17 protein-coding genes are annotated in these 17667 nt (G+C 75.1%); 8 read left to right on the forward strand and 9 right to left on the reverse strand.

Features of this window, described 5'->3' with window-relative positions; genetic code table 11:
• Positions 1-54: 54 nt before the first annotated feature.
• On the reverse strand, positions 55-1314 hold the full coding sequence (locus ACZ514_RS15755) for a serine hydrolase domain-containing protein (RefSeq protein ID WP_468168578.1): 1260 nt from the start codon (positions 1312-1314) through the stop codon (positions 55-57).
• Positions 1315-1852: 538 nt separating this feature from the next.
• Here ACZ514_RS15755 and ACZ514_RS15760 point away from each other — a divergent pair.
• Both ACZ514_RS15760 and ACZ514_RS15765 read left to right on the forward strand, forming a co-directional pair.
• Entirely contained in the window at positions 1853-2626 is a 774-nt protein-coding gene (locus tag ACZ514_RS15760; protein ID WP_468168703.1) for a PP2C family protein-serine/threonine phosphatase, read from the forward strand.
• Positions 2627-2683: 57 nt separating this feature from the next.
• Positions 2684-3637 carry an MASE1 domain-containing protein gene (locus ACZ514_RS15765; RefSeq protein WP_468168581.1) on the forward strand — a complete coding sequence of 318 codons (954 nt, stop codon included), beginning with the start codon at positions 2684-2686 and terminating at the stop codon, positions 3635-3637.
• On the opposite strand, the gene ACZ514_RS15770 is transcribed toward ACZ514_RS15765, so the two are convergent.
• Both ACZ514_RS15770 and ACZ514_RS15775 read right to left on the reverse strand, forming a co-directional pair.
• Positions 3638-4603, reverse strand: a complete 966-nt coding sequence (locus ACZ514_RS15770; RefSeq protein ID WP_468168584.1) for an aldo/keto reductase — start codon at positions 4601-4603, stop codon at positions 3638-3640.
• 66 nt (positions 4604-4669) lie between these two features.
• Entirely contained in the window at positions 4670-4942 is a 273-nt protein-coding gene (locus ACZ514_RS15775; protein WP_469124950.1) for a hypothetical protein, read from the reverse strand.
• 128 nt (positions 4943-5070) lie between these two features.
• Here ACZ514_RS15775 and ACZ514_RS15780 point away from each other — a divergent pair, with 128 nt between their 5' ends.
• The gene (locus tag ACZ514_RS15780; RefSeq protein WP_468168590.1) at positions 5071-5538 is read left to right on the forward strand and encodes a MarR family winged helix-turn-helix transcriptional regulator; all 468 of its coding nucleotides are present in this window, start codon (positions 5071-5073) and stop codon (positions 5536-5538) included.
• Positions 5539-5609: 71 nt separating this feature from the next.
• On the opposite strand, the gene ACZ514_RS15785 is transcribed toward ACZ514_RS15780, so the two are convergent.
• Positions 5610-5765, reverse strand: coding sequence for a DUF6131 family protein (locus ACZ514_RS15785; protein WP_468168593.1), 156 nt, complete (start codon positions 5763-5765; stop codon positions 5610-5612).
• Between the two features lie 178 nt (positions 5766-5943).
• Here ACZ514_RS15785 and ACZ514_RS15790 point away from each other — a divergent pair, with 178 nt between their 5' ends.
• Positions 5944-7152: a cytochrome P450 family protein gene (locus ACZ514_RS15790; protein ID WP_469124951.1), complete on the forward strand. Its 1209-nt coding sequence runs from the start codon at positions 5944-5946 to the stop codon at positions 7150-7152.
• A 54-nt stretch (positions 7153-7206) separates the two neighbouring features.
• Here the strand turns inward: ACZ514_RS15790 and ACZ514_RS15795 are convergent, their stop codons facing one another.
• From ACZ514_RS15795 to ACZ514_RS15805, 3 genes are all read right to left on the reverse strand, one after another.
• Positions 7207-7731 (reverse strand): DUF5133 domain-containing protein, encoded by a 525-nt coding sequence (locus ACZ514_RS15795; RefSeq protein ID WP_468168599.1) that lies wholly within the window; start codon positions 7729-7731, stop codon positions 7207-7209.
• 87 nt (positions 7732-7818) lie between these two features.
• Complete coding sequence (locus tag ACZ514_RS15800) at positions 7819-8586, reverse strand: maleylpyruvate isomerase family mycothiol-dependent enzyme (RefSeq protein WP_469124952.1); 768 nt, start codon at positions 8584-8586, stop codon at positions 7819-7821.
• Positions 8587-8654: 68 nt separating this feature from the next.
• Complete coding sequence (locus tag ACZ514_RS15805; RefSeq protein WP_468168605.1) at positions 8655-9269, reverse strand: TetR/AcrR family transcriptional regulator; 615 nt, start codon at positions 9267-9269, stop codon at positions 8655-8657.
• 135 nt (positions 9270-9404) lie between these two features.
• Here ACZ514_RS15805 and ACZ514_RS15810 point away from each other — a divergent pair, with 135 nt between their 5' ends.
• Both ACZ514_RS15810 and ACZ514_RS15815 read left to right on the forward strand, forming a co-directional pair.
• Positions 9405-10835 carry an amidase gene (locus tag ACZ514_RS15810; RefSeq protein WP_469124953.1) on the forward strand — a complete coding sequence of 477 codons (1431 nt, stop codon included), beginning with the start codon at positions 9405-9407 and terminating at the stop codon, positions 10833-10835.
• 53 nt (positions 10836-10888) lie between these two features.
• Positions 10889-12163, forward strand: coding sequence for a DUF1266 domain-containing protein (locus tag ACZ514_RS15815; RefSeq protein WP_469124954.1), 1275 nt, complete (start codon positions 10889-10891; stop codon positions 12161-12163).
• A gap of 24 nt (positions 12164-12187) precedes the next feature.
• Here the strand turns inward: ACZ514_RS15815 and ACZ514_RS15820 are convergent, their stop codons facing one another.
• Both ACZ514_RS15820 and ACZ514_RS15825 read right to left on the reverse strand, forming a co-directional pair.
• The gene (locus ACZ514_RS15820) at positions 12188-13159 is read right to left on the reverse strand and encodes an SMP-30/gluconolactonase/LRE family protein (RefSeq protein WP_469124955.1); all 972 of its coding nucleotides are present in this window, start codon (positions 13157-13159) and stop codon (positions 12188-12190) included.
• Between the two features lie 71 nt (positions 13160-13230).
• Positions 13231-14367 (reverse strand): hypothetical protein, encoded by a 1137-nt coding sequence (locus tag ACZ514_RS15825; RefSeq protein WP_469124956.1) that lies wholly within the window; start codon positions 14365-14367, stop codon positions 13231-13233.
• 538 nt (positions 14368-14905) lie between these two features.
• On the opposite strand from ACZ514_RS15825, the gene ACZ514_RS15830 reads away from it, so the two are divergent.
• The gene (locus tag ACZ514_RS15830) at positions 14906-16111 is read left to right on the forward strand and encodes a lycopene cyclase family protein (RefSeq protein ID WP_468168620.1); all 1206 of its coding nucleotides are present in this window, start codon (positions 14906-14908) and stop codon (positions 16109-16111) included.
• Entirely contained in the window at positions 16108-17667 is a 1560-nt protein-coding gene (locus ACZ514_RS15835; RefSeq protein ID WP_469124957.1) for an FAD-dependent oxidoreductase, read from the forward strand. Before ACZ514_RS15830 ends, ACZ514_RS15835 begins: the two co-directional genes overlap by 4 nt.

The raw sequence follows: 17667 nt of genomic DNA on the forward strand, positions 1-17667 counted from the left end.
CGGGTGCCCCCGCCGTACGGCCGCCGCGGGCCGGGAGCCCGCGGCGGCCGGCCGTCATCGGGCGTTGTGCTCCGGCAGGTCCCTGTCGGCCGGGGCCGCCGAGAAGCCGCGGGCGGTGGCCTTCACCGGCTGCTTGCCGCAGAAGGCCCCTTCGAGGGTGCCGCCCAGGGCGGTGTTCGCCGCGCCCCGGTTCGAGGTGTTCGCCATGGCGCTGAGGGTGCGCGCGCCGTCACGGGTGGCGAAGGCGTACGTGTAGAAGCCCTGCACGGTGCCCGTGTGCCCGTAGACGGACGTGCCGCACGACAGGTCGTAGCGGCGCAGGCCCAGACCGTAGAAGCGGGTGTTCGTGGCGTCGGTGGGCGTCATGGTGAGCATCTGGTCCAGCAGGGCGGGGGAGACCAGCTTGCCGCTCACCAGCGCGGACATGAAGGTGGCGAGGTCGGCCGGGTTCGAGATCATCGCGCCCGCCGACTGCGCCCACGACACCGTCTGCTCGGTCGAGTCGACCAGCGGGGCGCCCGCCTCGTCCGGGGTGAGGTAGCCGCGCGTGTGCAGCCCCTTGATCTTCGTGTCGGGGTGCACGTACGAGGTGTGGCGCAGCTTCAGCGGTTTGATGATGCGGCGGTCGTATTCCTTGGCCACCGGCCGGGCCGTGGCCTTCTCGATGAGCATGCCGACGACCACGAAGTTGGTGTTCGAGTACTTGTACGCGGCTCCCGGCTCCGTCGTGCGGGGTTCGGCCAGGGAGAGCTTCACCAGCTCGTCGTATCCGAACACCTTGTTCCGTACGGCCTCGAAGCCCGGGACGGTCTTGTCGAACATGGCGTTCGTGTAGTCCGCGAGCCCGCTGCGGTGGTTCAGCAGGTGCCGCACGGTGATCCGGTCGTCGGGCAGCAGCCCGGGCAGGTAGCGGTTGACCGGCTGGTCCAGCTCGATCTTCCCCTCGTCCACCAGCTGGAGGAGCACGACCGTCGAGAACGTCTTGGTGACGCTGCCGATCCGGAAGCGGGCCTGGGGGTCCATGGCCCGGCCGGTGCCCGTGTCGCGGACGCCCGTCGTCTCGACCCGGACGGTCTTCCCGTCGCCGATGCGGGCCAGCGCGCCGGGGGCTCCGGCGGCGGTCGTGTTCCGCAGCGCCTGTGCCACGGCCTCCAGGTCGGGATCCGGCAGGGTGGCGGCGGTGGTGGCCGCCCGGGCCACCCCGGGGAAGGGGGCGGCGGGCGCGGCCTGGGCGGCGGTGGCGGGCACCACGGCGGCCACCGTGGCCAGCAGGGCGGCGCTGACGGCCAGACGGCGGTTCAGGGGCAGGGGCACGTTGTTCCTCTTACTCGGTCGGTGCGGTTCCCGGGACCCGGAGGCCGCCCGCCGAAGGGTGAGGGGGCGGAGGCGTCCGAGTCGATCAGGAGCTTACGCAAGATCACGCAAAGGCGGTCATCGTGGTTGCGGGCCACGGTGCCTCATCTCGCCTTCCGGGAAAGAGCGCTGACGTTCCGTAGGACACCCGGTGGTCACGGTTCCCGGGCCCGGCGGCGGGCGGGCCCGCCCCCCGGACGACCCGCGGACGGGCGACGGACGAGGCCGCCCACGGCCCCGGCGGCCGCTTCGGGAAGGGGCGGGAACCCGCTCGGCGGCGCCTGCGGCGGCCGCCTGCGCGGCGGCCGCGGCACACCGCGCGACGGGGCTCCCGCCGCCCGGACGGGGCGCCAGGGCGCCCGGCGGAATCCGGCCGGCCGAAATATGATGGGCCTGGATCTTCGCGCGGCGGGAGCAGGGAGAACATGGACATACCCCGGAGGGGTCCGTGACCCCGTGGCGTCAACCCCACCGGCGGGACAGCGCCGACCTGCTGAGCATGCTGGGACGGCTCAGTGCCCAGGCGAGGGAAGGGGCCAGGTTCCAGCACGCCCGGGTGGAGCTGGCGGAAGCCCTCCAGCGCGAGATGCTGCCGCGCTCCCTGCCCGTACTGCCGGGCCTGCGCGCCGCGGCCCGCTACGCGCCCGCCCAGCACGGCCTGGAGATCGGCGGTGACTGGTACGACGGGTTCCGGGTGGCCGAGGACGCCCTCGCCTTCTCCGTCGGCGACGTCCAGGGGCACGACGTGGCCGCCGCCGCCTTCATGGGGCAGGTCCGGGTCTGCCTGCGCGCCGTGGCGGCCGTCGTCAGCGATCCGGGCGAGGTGCTGGGCCGGGCCAACGACGTGCTGCTCTCCCTCGACAGCGACCTGTTCGCCACGTGCACCCTGCTGCGCTACGACCCGCGCACCGGCGATCTCGCCAGCGCCCGGGCCGGCCACGTGCCGACCGTCTGGGCCACCGCCGGCGGCCGCCACGGCATCGCCGAGGACGCGGGCGGCCCGCCCCTGGGCACGGTCCCCGGGGCGCGGTACGCGGTGACCCGTCGCCGGCTGACGGAACCCGGGTCCATCGTCCTGCTGACGGACGGCGTGGTCGAGGGTCCGGAGTTCCCCATCGAGGTCGGCCTCGAACGGGTGCTGCGCATCGTCAGGGAGGGAGCCGGCGGCGATCCCGGAGAGCTGGCGGCCGAGGTGATGAAGGTCGCCGACTCCACGGGCCACGCCGACGACGCGGCCGTGCTCGTCCTCAGCCACGACGCGGCGGCCCCCTGATCCCGGCCGCCAGGCGTGTCACGGCCCGCACCGGCGGCCGGGCTGTTGTCTGATGCTGTGGTGCGCACCCTGCAATGGCGAGGCCCGTCCGAGGCGCTCCTTCGGATCCTCGGGGTCGCCGTCGCCTACTACCTGAGCGGCCGGCTCGGCCTGCTGCGTCAGGTGGTCGTCGAGGGCTCGGTCGTCACGCCCCTGTGGCCGCCCACCGGAATCGCCCTCGCGGCCCTGCTCTGGTTCGGCCCGCGCGTCTGGCCGGGCATCGCCCTCGGCACGTACCTGGCCATCGAGGGGATCAGCGCCTTCCGCCCCGCCGGCCTCGTCATCGTCGCGGGGAACACCCTGGCCCCGCTGTGCGCCTACGCCCTGCTGCGCCGTGCCGGGTTCCGGCCCCAGCTCGACCGGCTGCGGGACGGTCTGGCGCTGGTCTTCCTGGGCGGCCTGGTGCCGATGCTGATCAGCGCCACCGCCGGAGCCGGAACGCTCGTCCTCACCGGCGACCTGCCGCTGCCGAAGTTCTGGGGGGTGTGGTCGGCCTGGTGGGCCGGGGACACCATGGGGGTGCTGCTGGTGGCCCCGCTGCTGCTGGTGCTGCGCGGGGCCCGGCTGCCCCGCGACCCCTTCCGGATCGCCGAGGCGGTCGCGCTGATGGTGGCGGCCGGCGTGGCGACCGACGTGGCCGCCCGCAGCACCCTGTCGCTGCTCTTCCTGGTCTTCCCGCTGCTCATCTGGGCCGCGGTGCGCTTCCAGCTGGCCGGCAGCGCTCCGTGCGCCCTGCTGGTGTCCGTGCTGGCCGTGGGGGCGGCGATCGACCAGGCGGGACCCTTCGCCCACCACACCCTGCTGGAGGTCATGGTCAACCTGCAGGCCCTCAACGGGGCGGCCGCCCTGACCGGACTGCTGCTGTCGGCCCTGGTCACCGAACAGAACAACGTCCGCCGCAAGATCGAGGAGGTGTGCGAGGACCTGGCCGAGGCGGTGGCCCACCTGGCCCCCGGCCGCCGGGACCAGTGATCAGGGCAGCGGCACGCCCCGGGCCGTGGTCCACAGCTCGTACCACTCCTCGTGCGTGAGGTCCGGCCGGCGCAGGACCGCGTCGCGGCAGGCGCGGATCCGGCCGGGCCGGGCCGTGCCGATGACCGGCGCGATGCCGGCCGGGTGCCGCATCAGCCACCACAGCAGCACCGTCTCCGGGGTGGTGTCCTTCTTCCGCGCCAGTTCCTCGAGCAGGGCGGCGGTGGCGTGCTCGGCGGGGGTCCGCTGCCGGCCCGTGAACCGGCCCTGCGCGAGCGCGCCCCAGGCCTGGAGCCGGATGCCGTGGTCGAGGCAGTGCTCCAGCGTCCCGAAGGGGAAGCCGTGGCCGGCGCCCTCGGGGGTGTTGAGCAGCACCCCGGCTTCCACCCAGGCCCGGCTGTGCAGGCTCATCTCCAGCTGGTTGGCCACCAGCGGTACGTCCAGACGGGCCTGGAGGCGGGCGATCTGCGCGGCCCCCATGTTCGAGACGGCGAAGGCGCGCACCAGCCCCTGGGCGTGCAGGGACATCAGGGCGGCCGCCGTCGCGTCGGGGTCCGCGAGCGGGTCGGGGCGGTGCAGCATGAGCACGTCGATGACGTCGGTCCGCAGCCGTTCGAGGCTCTCCTCGACCCGCCGGACGATGCTCGGGCCGCGCAGGTCGTAGTGGCCGGGGCCGCCGTCCCGGCCGGCCAGGCGGATGCCGCACTTGGTCTGGAGGGTGATGCGTTCGCGCAGCCCGGGAGTCCGGGCGAGGACCTCGCCGAAGACGGCCTCGGCCTTGCCGTGCCGGTAGATGTCGGCGTGGTCGAAGGCGGTGATGCCGATGTCGAGGGCGGCGCGGACGGCCTCTTCGGCGGCGTCGACGTCCTGGGGCCCGTACGGACCCGGCTCCCAGCTTCCGCCCAGCCCCATGCACCCGTACAGCACCCGGCCGGCTTCCGTATCCGTGTTCGCGTTCCTCGTCACCGGGCTCACCCTAAGGGCTGTCGCGCCGGGGACCGCGGGCCGGCCCGGAGAGGCCGCCCGTGACGGTCAGTGACGGCGCCGGTGGGTGCGGGCCTGACAGGTCCACCACGTGACGGCCCCGGTCAGGCCGCCCAGCCACCACAGGAGGGCCGCGGGGGCGGCCGCGTACGAGGGCCACAGCAGCAGGCCGATGGCCCAGCCCGTGGCGATCACGGCGAGCGGGGGAGCGGCCGCGTACGCCCACAGGGGCGCGCGGCGGGCCAGCCGTACGGCGAGGCGGCCGAAGGCGAAGGCGAGCAGGGCGAAACCGCTGATCAGGAACAGAGGGACGAGCCCCACGGCCGGAGCCTCCAGTGTCGGGAACGCCAGGACGATACGCGACCGCCCCTCACCCGGTCCAGATACTCGACATGTCCTTGACTGCTCAAGCTTCTTGGCGCATGCTGTGAGCAGTCAAGGAGGTAACGATGAGTGATGCGCTGGATGCGCTGGACGTGTCCCTGCGCCTGGTGAAGGCCCAGACCGCCCTCGTGCGCCGGTTCGACTCCCGTCTCGGGTCGTTGTACGGGGTCAGCCTGGCGGACTTCATGGTCCTGCTCCACCTCGGGCGGGCGGAGGGCGGCCGCATGCGCCGGGTCGACCTCGCGCAGGCGCTGGGGCTGACGGCTTCGGGGGTCACCCGCGGGCTGGGCCCCCTGGAGCGGATCGGCCTGGTCGTGCGCGAGGCGGACGCCCGCGACGCCCGCGTCGCCTACGCGGCCCTGACGGACGCCGGCCGCCGGCGCCTGGAGGAGTGCCTCAAGGCCGCCGGGCAGGTCGCCGCCGAGGTCTTCGCCGCACCGGAGTGGGCCCCGGCCGAGGTCGGGACCCTGAGTGCCCTGCTCACGCGCATGGGCGGCACCGGACTGCCCGAGGACCGCGGCCCCGGGGCCTGACCGGCGGGGTGCCGGCGTGCGGGCCGGAGGGCTGGACCCTCCGGCCCGCACGGGTGTCCGGCGCCGGCCGGCTACCAGTAATGCCGTCGTCCTCCGACGGCGTGCCCGACGGATCCCAGGATCCACAGGACCAGGCCGATCAGGACCAGGATGATGCCGATGGTCCACAGGATGGATATGCCGGCGATGTAGCCGACGATCAGCAGAATGACACCCAGAACGATCATGGTGTTCTCCCATCTCCGGTGGGCGTCTGCCCGTTTCCGGCCGGGGAATGCCTCCGCGCGGGGAGCGAATGCGGACAGCGAGGCCGCCCGCCGCCCGCGGTGACGCCGCGACTACTGTGGGATGAACGCACGGCGCGGCCCGAAGCCGCGCCCGCATTCGATTCAGGGGGAATGGAAAGTGGCACCTCAGCCTGCCGTGGTCGATCTGCTGGAACTCAGCCCGGACTTCGTCCGCGACCCGTATCCGGTCTACGCGGCCCTCCGGGAGCGGGGACCCGTCCACCGCGTGCGCACGCCCGACGGCGAGGAGCTGTGGCTGGTCGTCGGCCACGAGGCCTGCCGCAAGGCCTTCACGGACCCGCGGCTCAGCCGCGACTGGCGCCGGTCGGGGGACATCGGCCAGATCATCAACACCGAACAGGACGACCCGTCGCTGGCGCACATGCTGATGTCCGACCCGCCGGACCACACGCGGCTGCGCCGCCTGGTGGCCCGGGAGTTCACCCAGCGCCGCATCGAGTCGCTGGCACCCCGCATCCAGCAGATCACCGACGAACTGCTCGACGCCATGGAGGCGAACGGGGACCGCCGCGGCGACCTGGTGGAGGCCTTCGCCCTCCCGCTGCCCATGACCGTCATCTGCGAACTGCTCGGGGTGCCCGAGCTGGACCGTGAGGCGTTCCGCCGCTGGTCCAACGAAATGGTCGCCCGCACCAGCCCCGAGGCCGAGGCCGAGGCGTACGAGGCGATGCCCCGGTACCTGTCCGGCCTCATCGACGCCAAGCGCGCCGAGCCCGGTGAGGACCTGCTGAGCGCGATGATCCACGCCGTCGACGAGGGCGGTGACCGGCTGTCGCCGTCCGAGCTGATCGGCATGAGCGTCCTGCTCCTCATCGCCGGACACGAGACCACCGTCAACATGATCGGCAACGGGATGCGCGCCCTGTTCGCCCACCCCGACCAGCTCGCCGACCTGCGTGCGGACCTCGGACTGCTGGACGGCGCGATCGAGGAGATGCTCCGGTACGACGGACCGGTCGAGACCTGCACCCCGCGACTGGCCCTGGAGGACGTGGAGATGGGCGGCGTGGTGGTCCCCAGGAACTCCACCGTGCTGATCACCATGGCCGACGCGGACCGTGACCCCGCCCGCTTCGAGGACCCGGACCGCTTCGACATCCGCCGTGACGCGCGCGGCCACATCGCCTTCGGCCACGGACTCCACTACTGCCTCGGCGCGCCACTGGCCCGGATGGAGGGCCGCATCGCGCTCCGGTCGCTGCTGGAGCGCTTCCCGGACCTCGCCTGCGACGCCGACGGGGCCGCGCTCCGCTGGGTGCCCGGCATGCTGATCCGCGGGGTCAGGGAGCTGCCCGTCCGCTGGTGACCGGCCGTCCGGGCCGGGCCGGCGCCCGCCGCCGGCCCTGCCCGGGCCTGCGCCCTACTCGGGGGCGGTGAGGTGCCGTTCGGCGGCGAGGACCGCTTCGTGGGTGGTCGGACGTCCCATCAGGACGCACAGGGTGTAGGCCACGTCGTCCATGGCGCGCAGGGTGCCCGGATCCGTGGGGGAGGCCGCGAGGCGGGCCTGGCAGCCGCGCAGGCGTGAGAGGACCTCCTCGGTCCGCAGCCGGCTCGGGCGGATCCCGATCCCCTGGAAGGCGCCCGGAGGCAGTGGCGTGCGGGCCGCCTGCACCGCCCTGCGCAGGGCCCGTTCCACCCGCGTCGGCACCGGCAGGCCGAGCGAGCCCGCGACCATCGCGGCCGACGCCTCCGCGGGGGTGATCCGGGCGCGGTCGGCCGCCGCCAGCAGGATCTGCTTCGCCTCGCGGGCCGAACAGGGCGCCGCGGCCATCACCAGGCCCAGCGCCCACAGCTCGGTCGGCGCCTCCCGGACGGGCCGGCCCGCGAGGGGAGCGGCCTCCGCCGTGAGGGCGGTGGCGGACGGCGGATCACCAGGAGACGCCACGTAAGGATCCCTTCGGCCGGGCGTGTGCCCTCCCACGCTGACACAGCCGGGGGCGATCCGCATGTTCCGCTGCGCGCGGCTCGCTTGTCAGAACGCCGAGTTGGAGAACCAGCGGCCGAGGAGCTCCTCGTCCCCGGCGGTCTCCACGGACGGCGCCGTGCGGTCCAGCCGGCCGTAGAGCAGCAGCAGGAGGTCCGCGGCCCCCGCCCGGACCTCGGCCCCGGCCGGGACCGAGGGGTCGTCCGGGACCGGGCCGAAGCCGTCGGGCCGCAGGCGCACGAGCCGGGTCCCGTCCGTGTCGGCGCACCGGAACCGGATGGTCTCGCCGGATCCGCGCAGGTCCGCGACGTTCGGTGCGAAGGGGGCGGCGAAGGGCAGGTTGGCCAGGAACTCGTCCACGCCGTCCCGGGCGAGCCCGGGGTCGATGAAGGAACCGAGCCCGAGGGCCCGTTCGGCGTCGACCCGGTGCACCAGCGTCTCGAACAGCATCCGGCGGACCCAGAACCGGGCGTGCCCGTCCGCACCCCACACCCACATGGGTGAGTCGAGGTCGGTTCCGGCGCATACCTCCGCCGCCCGGGCGGCGCCGGCCCGCAGCCATTCGGCGTAACCGTCCCGCCGCTCGGGCAGGCCCAGTTCCACTTCCCGGATGCCCGGGGCGTGCCGGCTCGGCTGCCGCAGCAGCTCCGAGATCCAGCGGTGCGCGCCCCCGGCGTGCCGGACCAGGTCGCCCAGCGTCCAGCCGGGGCACGTCGGCGCGGGGGCCGACAGGTCGGCGCCGGCGAGCAGGGCCGCGAAGCGGGCGGTCTCCGCCACGACCGCCGCCCCGTGGTCGATCCGGTCGGCCGTCTGCACGGTGGGGTCCTTCCGTCCTGTTGGTCCGCGTTCCGCCGGCACTCTTCCACAGCCCCGGAGGGGTGGCTTCACCGGCCGCCGCCGGCCGTCCTCTCCCAGAGTCCGCGCACGTGGGCGTGGAGCACTTCCTCGGCCTCCGCCGGGCCGAGGTGTCCGATCAGGACGTGCGTGGTGAGGCCGTCCGCCAGCGCGAGGAGGGTGCGGGCCTCCCGTCGCGGATCGAGGGGCGCCGGACGGCCGGCGCCCTCACCGGCCTCCGCGATGAGCCGGGCGAACGCCTCCTGCAGGGCCGCGTAGTTCAGCTTCAGCGTCTCGGCCAGCGGCACGCTCACGGCTGCCTGCGCGACGAAGGCCAGCCAGACCCTGGCCTCGGCCCGGTGCTCCTCGCGCAGCAGCGCGACCTCGGTGGCGGCGTGTCCCAGGGCGGACGCGGCCGACTGGGCGGGACCGCGCACCAGCCGGGCCCGTACGCGCTCGGAGATCCGTTCGCCGACGTGACCGAGGGCGAAGAGCAGCATCTCCTCCTTGGTGCCGAAGCAGCGCTGTACGGCGCCCATCGACACCCGGGCCCCGGCGGCGACGTCGCGCAGGGTGACGCCCTCCAGCCCGCGTTCGTCCGCGAGGCGGCAGACGGCCTCCGCGACGAGACGGCGCCGCTCCTCGTGATCCACCTGTCTGGGCATGCCCGACCGCCTCCCCGTCCCGGCCCCGCCGTACGGACCTCCGCACGCGGCCACTTTATCCGATGCGGTTGCATCGGTTCTCGGTTATGGTTCCGATGCAAGCGCATCAGAACGAGCAGGGGGAGCATCCGGGCCATGCAGGGAACACACGAAGCCTTCTGGCGGCGGCCGGCCGGCGCCCAGGCGCGCGCCGTCCACCGGGGCGAGGTCTCGGCCGTGCAACTCGTCGAGAGCCACCTCGAGCGCATCGCCGAGGTCAACCCGCGGACCAACGCCGTGACGCAGCTGATGGCGGACGGGGCGCTCGAAGCGGCCGCCGCCACCGACCGCCGGCGGGCAGCCGGCGAGCCGCTGGGGCCGCTCGCGGGCGTGCCGTTCACGGTCAAGGAGACCACCCCCGTGGAGGGCGTGCCGACCACCTTCGGCGCCGAGCGCTTCCGTGACTTCGCGGCACCCGCCGACGCACCCCCGGTGGCCCGCCTGCGCGCCGCCGGCGCCATCCCGATCGGCCACGCGAACATGCCCACCCTGGTCCTGGCCGGGATGCACACGCGCAGCGAACTCTTCGGCGATACCGCCAACCCCTGGGACCCCACCCGGACGCCCGGCGGCACCAGCGGGGGCGACGCCGTCGCCGTCGCCACCGGAATGGCGGCACTCGGCCTCGGCAACGACTCCGGCGGTTCCGTCCGGATCCCCGCCCAGTTCTGCGGTGTGGCGGGCCTCAAGCCCACCACCGGGCGCTTCCCCGCCGACCACCGCGTCCTCGGCCCCGACGACCCCGGCCCGGCGTCCCAGGGCCTGGTCACCGACGGTCCCCTGGCCCGCCGCGTCGACGACCTGCGGCTGGCGTACGAGGCACTGGCCGGCACCGATCCGCGCGACCCCCGGGCCGTCCCGGTACCCCTGTACGGCCCCCCGCTCCCCGGCCCCGTGAAGGTCGCGGTGGTGACCGACCCGGGCGGGCACGGCGTCCACCCCGCCGTCGCGGCGGCCGTCGCCGACGCGGCCGCCGCCCTCCGCGACGCCGGCTACGACGTGCGCGAGGTGGCGGACGTACCGCGGCTGGACGAGGCCCTGGAGGCGTACGACCGGATCACCATGACCGAGTTCGCGCCCAGCTGGCCGGTGGTGCGCACGCTCCTGGGCGAGGGGGGCGACCGCTACATCCGGATGGCGATGGAGAAGACCCCTCCCGTCACCGCCGGCGAACTCGTCCGGCTGATGGGCACCTGGCTGAACATCCGCCGCTCATGGGCCGAGTTCCTCGACGAGCACCCCCTGTTGCTGGGCCCCTCCTTCACCGAACCGCCCGTCGAACCGGGCCTGGAGTCCCGCGACCGCGCGTCCCGCGACCGCGTGGCGTCGGCCATGCGGCTGTGCACCGCGACCAGCTTCGTCGGCGTGCCCGCCGTGGCCGTGCCGACCGGCCTGTACGCGGGCCTTCCCGGCGGGGTGCAGATCGCCGGACGGGCCTTCCGGGAGGACCTGTGCCTGGACGCCGCCCGCGCGGTGGAGGACCGGCTCGGCGTCCTCACCCCCCTCGACCCCCGCCCGGCGGGCTGAGACCGGAGGGACCGGCGCCCCGCCCCCGGCGGCCCACCCCTTAGGGTTTCCCCATGGGTTTGACAGCAGGTCACGAGGGAGGTGCCCTGCCCGGTCCGACGGCACCGGCGCAGGGCTGGCAGGCGCCGAGCGCGGTCGAGCGGGGGCTGTACGAGGCGAGGACGCGCGGCGACTGGCCCGCGTACTACGACCTCGTCGCCCGCGCGGACCTGTACATGATGCAGTCGCGGGCGGACGTCGACGCCAACCCGGGCAACTCCCGCTTCCACCCCTACTGGAACCCCCGGACCCAGTCCATGTGCCTGGCCGTCTACACGGGCGGCATGCTGCCGCCGCCCGCCGCCGACCCGGTCTACAACTGCTACGACCTCGACTGGTTCGCGCGGGTCTGGAACCCGGGCGACCCGCCCTACCTCGTCGTCAACCCCGGCAGCCCCTGCGAGGGCGTGCTGCCGGCCGGGCCGGAGGGCCGCGCCCTGTGGCAGCGGCACTCCGCCCCCGTCGAGCGGCCCGGGCTCGCCCGGGACGCCGTCCACACCCTGGAGATCGGCGGCCCCCGCGGCGGCCCGGTCGCCTTCGGTCTCGCGGCCGGCGCGCACATCGCCGTACGCAACGGCCGCTACTGGAACTCCATGGCCTACCACGGCTGCGGCTACCTCGACGAGAAGCGCACGCTGGAACGCTGGTGGGGCGTCACCACCCGGCAGGACTGGCTGGACACCGTGGAACGGCTGCTGCGTGCCGAGATGGTCAGCGGCGTCTGGGAGTTCGTCCTGCAACTGCGCCGCTCCATGGCCCTGGACTTCGCGGGACCCGTCGAGGTCGACCACTGGCGCCAGGCCGCGGGCAAGGTGGTGCGCCGCCGGGCCGAGGCGGCCGCCGCACCCCGGCTGACGGAGGACGGCGTCACCCCGGGCAGTTCCGTCACCCCGGCGGAGATCGAGGGCCAGGTCACGGGCGTGCAGCGGCTGATCGGCCGCATCGCCCGCTACGAGGCGCGTTTCCGTGCCGACGGCCTGCTCCCCGAAGGCGGCTTCGTCCGCTCCGTCGAGGCCTGGGACTACGGCCGCGCCTCCGGCATGGCCCGCTGGGGCCTCGCCGCCCGCCTGTGCTCCCTCCAGGAGGCGGAGGCCGCGGTGGTCCGCGCCGGCCGCCTGGTCCAGCTCAACTACCGTTCCTGGGAGGACTTCTCGGCCGCCTACGTGCTCGGCCGCTGCCTCCACTTCGACGACGAGGAGTTCGGGGAGTGGTACGAGACGGTCCTCGGCGTCCACCGCGTCCTGACCACGGACCCCGACAGCCCCTGGCGCACCCTTCCCTGGACCTGACGGAGCCCCGCCGGGCGCGCAGGCTCAGCGGGCGGGTCCGGCACCGGCCGGCACCTCGTAGACCGTCCCGTCCACACCCGCCCGGTACAGCCGGCCGGCCGAGAAGCCCCGGTCGCCCTGCCCGTACGTGATCTGCGTGGAGAGCGGGAGCCCCGACTGCACGGCGCACAGCCCGCCGTCCTCCACCCGCCAGATCTGCCCGGCCGCGTGCGTGGCGATCAGCGGGCGGCCCCGGCCGTCCAGGGTCAGCCCGTCCGGCAGGGCCAGGGCCTCCCCGGCGCCGGCGGACACCCACAGGCGCGGACGCGCCGGGTCGCCGACGGGGATCCGGTACAGGCCGGGAGCGACGGCCGTCTGGACGACGTAGACCTCGCCCCCGTCCGGGGAGACGGCGATCCCGTTGGGCTGCGGCACCCGCGCCCAGGCGGGGTCGACCCGGCCGTCCGGGGTCACCCGGCCGATGTTCCGCCCGCCGAGGGTCGTGGTGTACACGGTCCCGTCGGGCGCCAGGGCCACCCCGTCGATCCCGCCGAGGCCGGAGGCGTACGTGGTGACCGCGCCGGATTCCGGGTCCACCCGCAGCAGCTCCGAGGTGGGGAAGAGGTCACCGGTCAGCGAGTGCGCGAGGTCGTTCCCCGTACCGACGAGGAGTTGCCCGTCGCCGCGGACGACGATCCCGCCGTTCGCCCCGATGTTCCCGGTGAGGGCGACCGGCGCGCTGCCCGGCGCGTTGATGCGGTAGACGCGGCCGCTGAAGTAGGCGGTGGCGAACATCCGGCCCCGCCGGTCGACGGCGATCGACTCGACCCAGTCCGGGACGTACGCCACCCGCGCGGGCGGAGCCGCTCCCGCGGCGCCGCCGCACGGGGCCGCCGCGTACGCGGGCACGGAGGCGGCCGGCGCCGCCGTGACCGCGGCCAGGACCGCCGCCACGGCCGCCAGGCCGGCCCGCGGCCCCCTCCTGCCGGTGCGCCGCCGCAACCCGTTCAGCCCCATCGCTTCCCCCGTGGCCGGACCGTTCCGCCCGTGCAGTATCGACGCCGGCCGGCTGCCGCACCACCCCGTGCCTAGGCGCGGGCGCCGGGAACCTCCGGCACCGGCACGGAGCGCAGCAGCTCCAGCCGGCGCTGGACGGCTTCCACGGCGCCCGGACGGGCCCCGGGCACCCGGCGGCGCAGGGCGGCCAGGCCGGGGCCGAGTTCCCGAGCCCGGAGAGGGTCACGCAGCTGCTGCCATTGGTGGTGGGCCCGGTCGACCGCGCCCATCACGTCAGGGGCGTCCATGGCCTGCCGGCGGGCGAGACGGGCCGTGGCGGCGGCCATCCACAGCTCGCAGCTCCCCGCCGGATCGCCCGCGACGTGGGCGAGATCGGCCCGGACCTCCAGCCAGTGGATGGCCTCGGGGGACCCCGGGCCGTGCAGGTCCACGGCCCGCCCCTCCCACCCGGCGGCGAGCACGGCGGCCTCGCCGTGCCGTCCCGCGTGCGCGGCGGCGAAGACCACCGCCAGCGGATCCCCGTCCGTCGTCACGGGGGCCGGCGCGGTGCGGGAGCACCAGGGCGGCGCGGTGGCGTCCGAGGCGAGGAACAGCGCCTCCCCGTGGCCCCCTTGGAGGGCGGCCTTCGCGTGGAGGTCGGCGAGGGGCGGCGTGAGCCCGCTGCGCCAGATCGCGGCCACGGCCCGGAGGTAGGCCGGCTCGGCGGGCCGGCGGCGGGGGAGCGGTGCCGCCACTCGGCCGTAGAGGGACGTGCCGGGATCCAGGGCGAGACCGTACGCGCGGATCCGCTGCCAGGCGTCGGGGGCGGCGACCAGGTCGACGATCACTCGGGTGGTGTGCGGGCGGCGGGGCTTGAGCTCGTCCGCGAGCCAGGTCCAGGGGAGCCCGGTGTAGCGCACGGTCGCCGGTGTGGTGCCGGCCAGGGCGAGGTGGAGCCGGTGCTGCCGGGGATCGAGGTGGAGCTGCCCGGCCAGGACCAGACTCAGCGGCCCCGGGGCGGCGGCGGCCGCCCGGACGCGGGTGAGGACGGTCTGCTGGTCCATCGGGTCGGCGAGCTCGATGACCGTGCCGGCCGAGGCCTGCGTCAGGGAGCCGGGCGGGACGGCCGCGAGGGCGGACAGGACGCTCGTGGCGTTGACGAGCCGGTCTTTGCCCCTCGGCGCGGCCGCCAGCAGCAGGGCGGTCCCCGGGGTCTCTCCTGTGATCACGCCAGCACCGTACGCCTTCCGGGGAGCGAAGTGCACCGGCACCGGAGAGCGACCGGAAGCCGCCGGCGGGGACGAAGGTCCGGCTCGACGCCGCCGGGAGCGCGGGAAGAGCCGGTCCGGCCGGAGGCACCGGAGCCGCCGCCTCCGGTGCCTCCGGCCGGACCGGCTCTTCGGCCGGCAGCCGCAGCTCGCCGCGGGTCTGGGACGGTACGCGGCGCCGGTTCCCGCCTCCGAGGCCGGAGTCGGCGCCCTCACTCGCAAGAGCAAGAACAGGGATGGAGCTGCTCCGCGTCACGGTGCTCGGCGCCGACCCCGAACGTATCCCCGCCCGGCCCGCTTCGCCCACGAGGTCCGCCCCCTGGGAGTGGATCGCCGCGCCGCGTCCCACACGAAATGCCCCGCCGGGTCCCGGCGGTTGCCGGGTCGGTCGCGGTAGCGTCGTCCACGCCCAGCGTCCGGAAGGCGCGTTCGTGCCCCCCCCGGGACGTCGGTTCACGCCGCGCGCGGGCGATCGTCCGGCGGGGAGAACGGAGCTGCTGTGCGGTCCACCTACGGCTGCGACATCGTCATCGTCGGTGCCGGCGCCGCCGGTCTCTCCCTGGCCTGGCGGCTGCTCGATCCGCCGGCAGGGGTCCGGGCCCCGGCCGTCGTCCTCGTCGACGCGCCCTCCGGGCCGCTGCGCCCTCCCGAACGCACCTGGTGCTACTGGGAAGCCGGCGCCGGCGACTACGACCCGCTGCTCACCGCCAGCTGGAGCCGGCTGCGCGTGCGCGCTCCCGATGGCGGCGGCGCTGCCCGCGGCCTCGGCGGGCTGCGGTACAAGATGCTGCGCTCGGACGTCTTCGAGCAGGGCCTCGGGCCGCGCCTGGCCGGGCTGCGCCGCGTCGAGGGCGTGGTCGAGGACATCACCGACGGGCCGGACGGCGCTGCCCTGACGTACACCACCGCCCGCGGGGCCGTGCGTACGCTCCGGGCCCGCTGGATCCACGACTCCCGGCCCCCGGCGGTGCCGCCCGCCGCGCGCACCGCGCTGCTCCAGCACTTCCGCGGGTGGTTCGTCCACTGCGAACGCCCCTCCTTCGACCGGCACACCGTCGAACTGATGGACTTCCGCACACCGCAGCCGGAACGAGGCCTCTCCTTCGGGTACGTGCTTCCCACCAGCCGCCGTGCGGCGCTGGTCGAGTACACCGAGTTCAGCCGCGCCCCCCTGACCGGAGCCGCGTACGAGAGGGCCCTGCGCGACTACACCGGCCGGGTGCTCGGGCTGGGTCCCTTCCGGATCCTCGGCACGGAAGGGGGCGCCATCCCGATGAGCGACGGCCGGTACGAACGCCGGCCCGGGCGGCACGTCTTCCGCATCGGTGCGGCGGGGGGAGCGGTCCGCCCTTCCACCGGTTACGCCTTCGCCGCCATCCAGCGGCAGACCCGGGCCGTGGCGGCCGCCGTGCACGCCGGCCGGGTTCCCGTCCCGCCGCCCGCCCATCCGGCCAGGGTCCTCGCCATGGACTCCGTACTGCTCCGTGCTCTGGACACGGGCCGCGTCGACGGCCCCGACTTCTTCACCCGCCTCTTCCGCCACGTGCCCCCGGAGCGTCTGCTGCGGTTCCTCGACGGCACGGCCCGCCCCGTCGAGGAACTGTCCATCGGCCTGCGCACCCCCGTCCTCGCCATGCTCCGCACCGCGGCCGAGCTGCCGCTGCTCGCCCGCCGCAACGTCGAGACCCTCAGGAGAAGCCCATGAGCCCGCAAGACAGCGCGGCGCCGGCGCGCCGCGGCCGCGACCGCAGGGCCGTCGTCGTCCCCGGGCACGCCGGGGCTCCCAAGGCCGTCGGGCCGCCCCCAAGGTGCGCGGTCGTCGGCGGGGGCATCGCGGGCATCGCCGCGGCCACCGTGCTCGCCGAACGAGGCGTCCGCGTCACCCTGTACGAACGCGAGGCCGCCCTCGGAGGCCGCCTGGCCGGATGGCCCACGGAACTCGCGGACGGATCGTCCGTCACCATGAGCCGCGGTTTCCACGCCTTCTTCCGCCAGTACTACAACCTGCGGGGGCTCCTCAGGCGGGTCGATCCCGCTCTCGGCCGTCTTCGCCCGCTGCCCGACTACCCCCTGGTGCACGGCTCCGGGCTGAGGGACGGTTTCGCCCGGGTCCCGCGCACACCCCCGTGGAGCGCCATGGCCTTCGCCGCCCTGAGTCCCAGCTTCACGGTGCGGGACCTGGCCCGGATGGACGCCCGCGCGGCCCTTCCGCTGTTCGACGTGCGGGCGGCGGAGGTCCACCGGCGGTACCAGGACGTCAGCGCGCTCGAACTCCTCGACCGCATCCGCTTTCCCGCCGCAGCCCGGCACCTCGCCTTCGAGGTGTTCTCCCGCAGCTTCTTCGCCGACCCCGCCGACCTGTCCGCCGCCGAACTCGCGCTGATGTTCCACATCTACTTCCTCGGCTCGTCCGAAGGACTCCTCTTCGACGTGCCCGACGAGCCGTACCCCCAGGCCCTGTGGGACCCGTTCGCCCGCTACCTCGCGGACCACGGCGTCGACATCCGCACCGGTACCCCCGTGGCCGCCCTCCGGCCCGCCCCGCACGGGGGCCACCTGGTCCGTTCGCGGCTCGGGAGCGAGCACGCCGACGCGGTGGTGCTGGCCCTGGACACCACGGGACTGCGGGCGCTGGTCGCCGCCTCGCCCGGACTGTGCGACGGCCCGTGGCGGGCCCGGATCGGCCGGCTCCGTACCGCCCCGCCCTTCCTCGTGTCCCGGCTCTGGCTCGACCGTCCCGTCGCCGCCCACCGTCCGGGCTTCCTCGGCACCAGCGGCTACGGGCCCCTGGACAACATCAGCGTGCTGAACGTCTGGGAGGGCGAGGCGGCCCGCTGGGCCTCGAAGACCGGCGGTGCCGTGGTCGAACTCCACGCCTACGCCGCGGATCCGGCCGCCGACCCGCGGGCGGTCGCGCGCGCCCTCGTCGGGCAGCTGCACCGCGTCTACCCGGAGACCGTGGCCGCGCGCATCGTCGACCGACGGGACGAGTGGCGGCAGGACTGCCCGCTCTTCGCCGTCGGCGGCCATGCGGACCGGCCCGCCGTGGAGACCACCGACGCCACCGTCACCGTCGCCGGCGACCTCGTCGCCACCGCCCTGCCGGTGGCGCTCATGGAGCGGGCCGCCACCACCGGGTTCCTCGCGGCCAACGTCCATCTGCGGCGGTGGGGCCTGCGCGGGCAGACCCTGTGGACCGTACCGGACCGGGGCCGGTGCGCTCCCCTGCGGCTGCTGGCCCGCCGGTTCGGCGGGGGCTGA

The organism is Streptomyces sp. NPDC034086 (assembly GCF_055575515.1).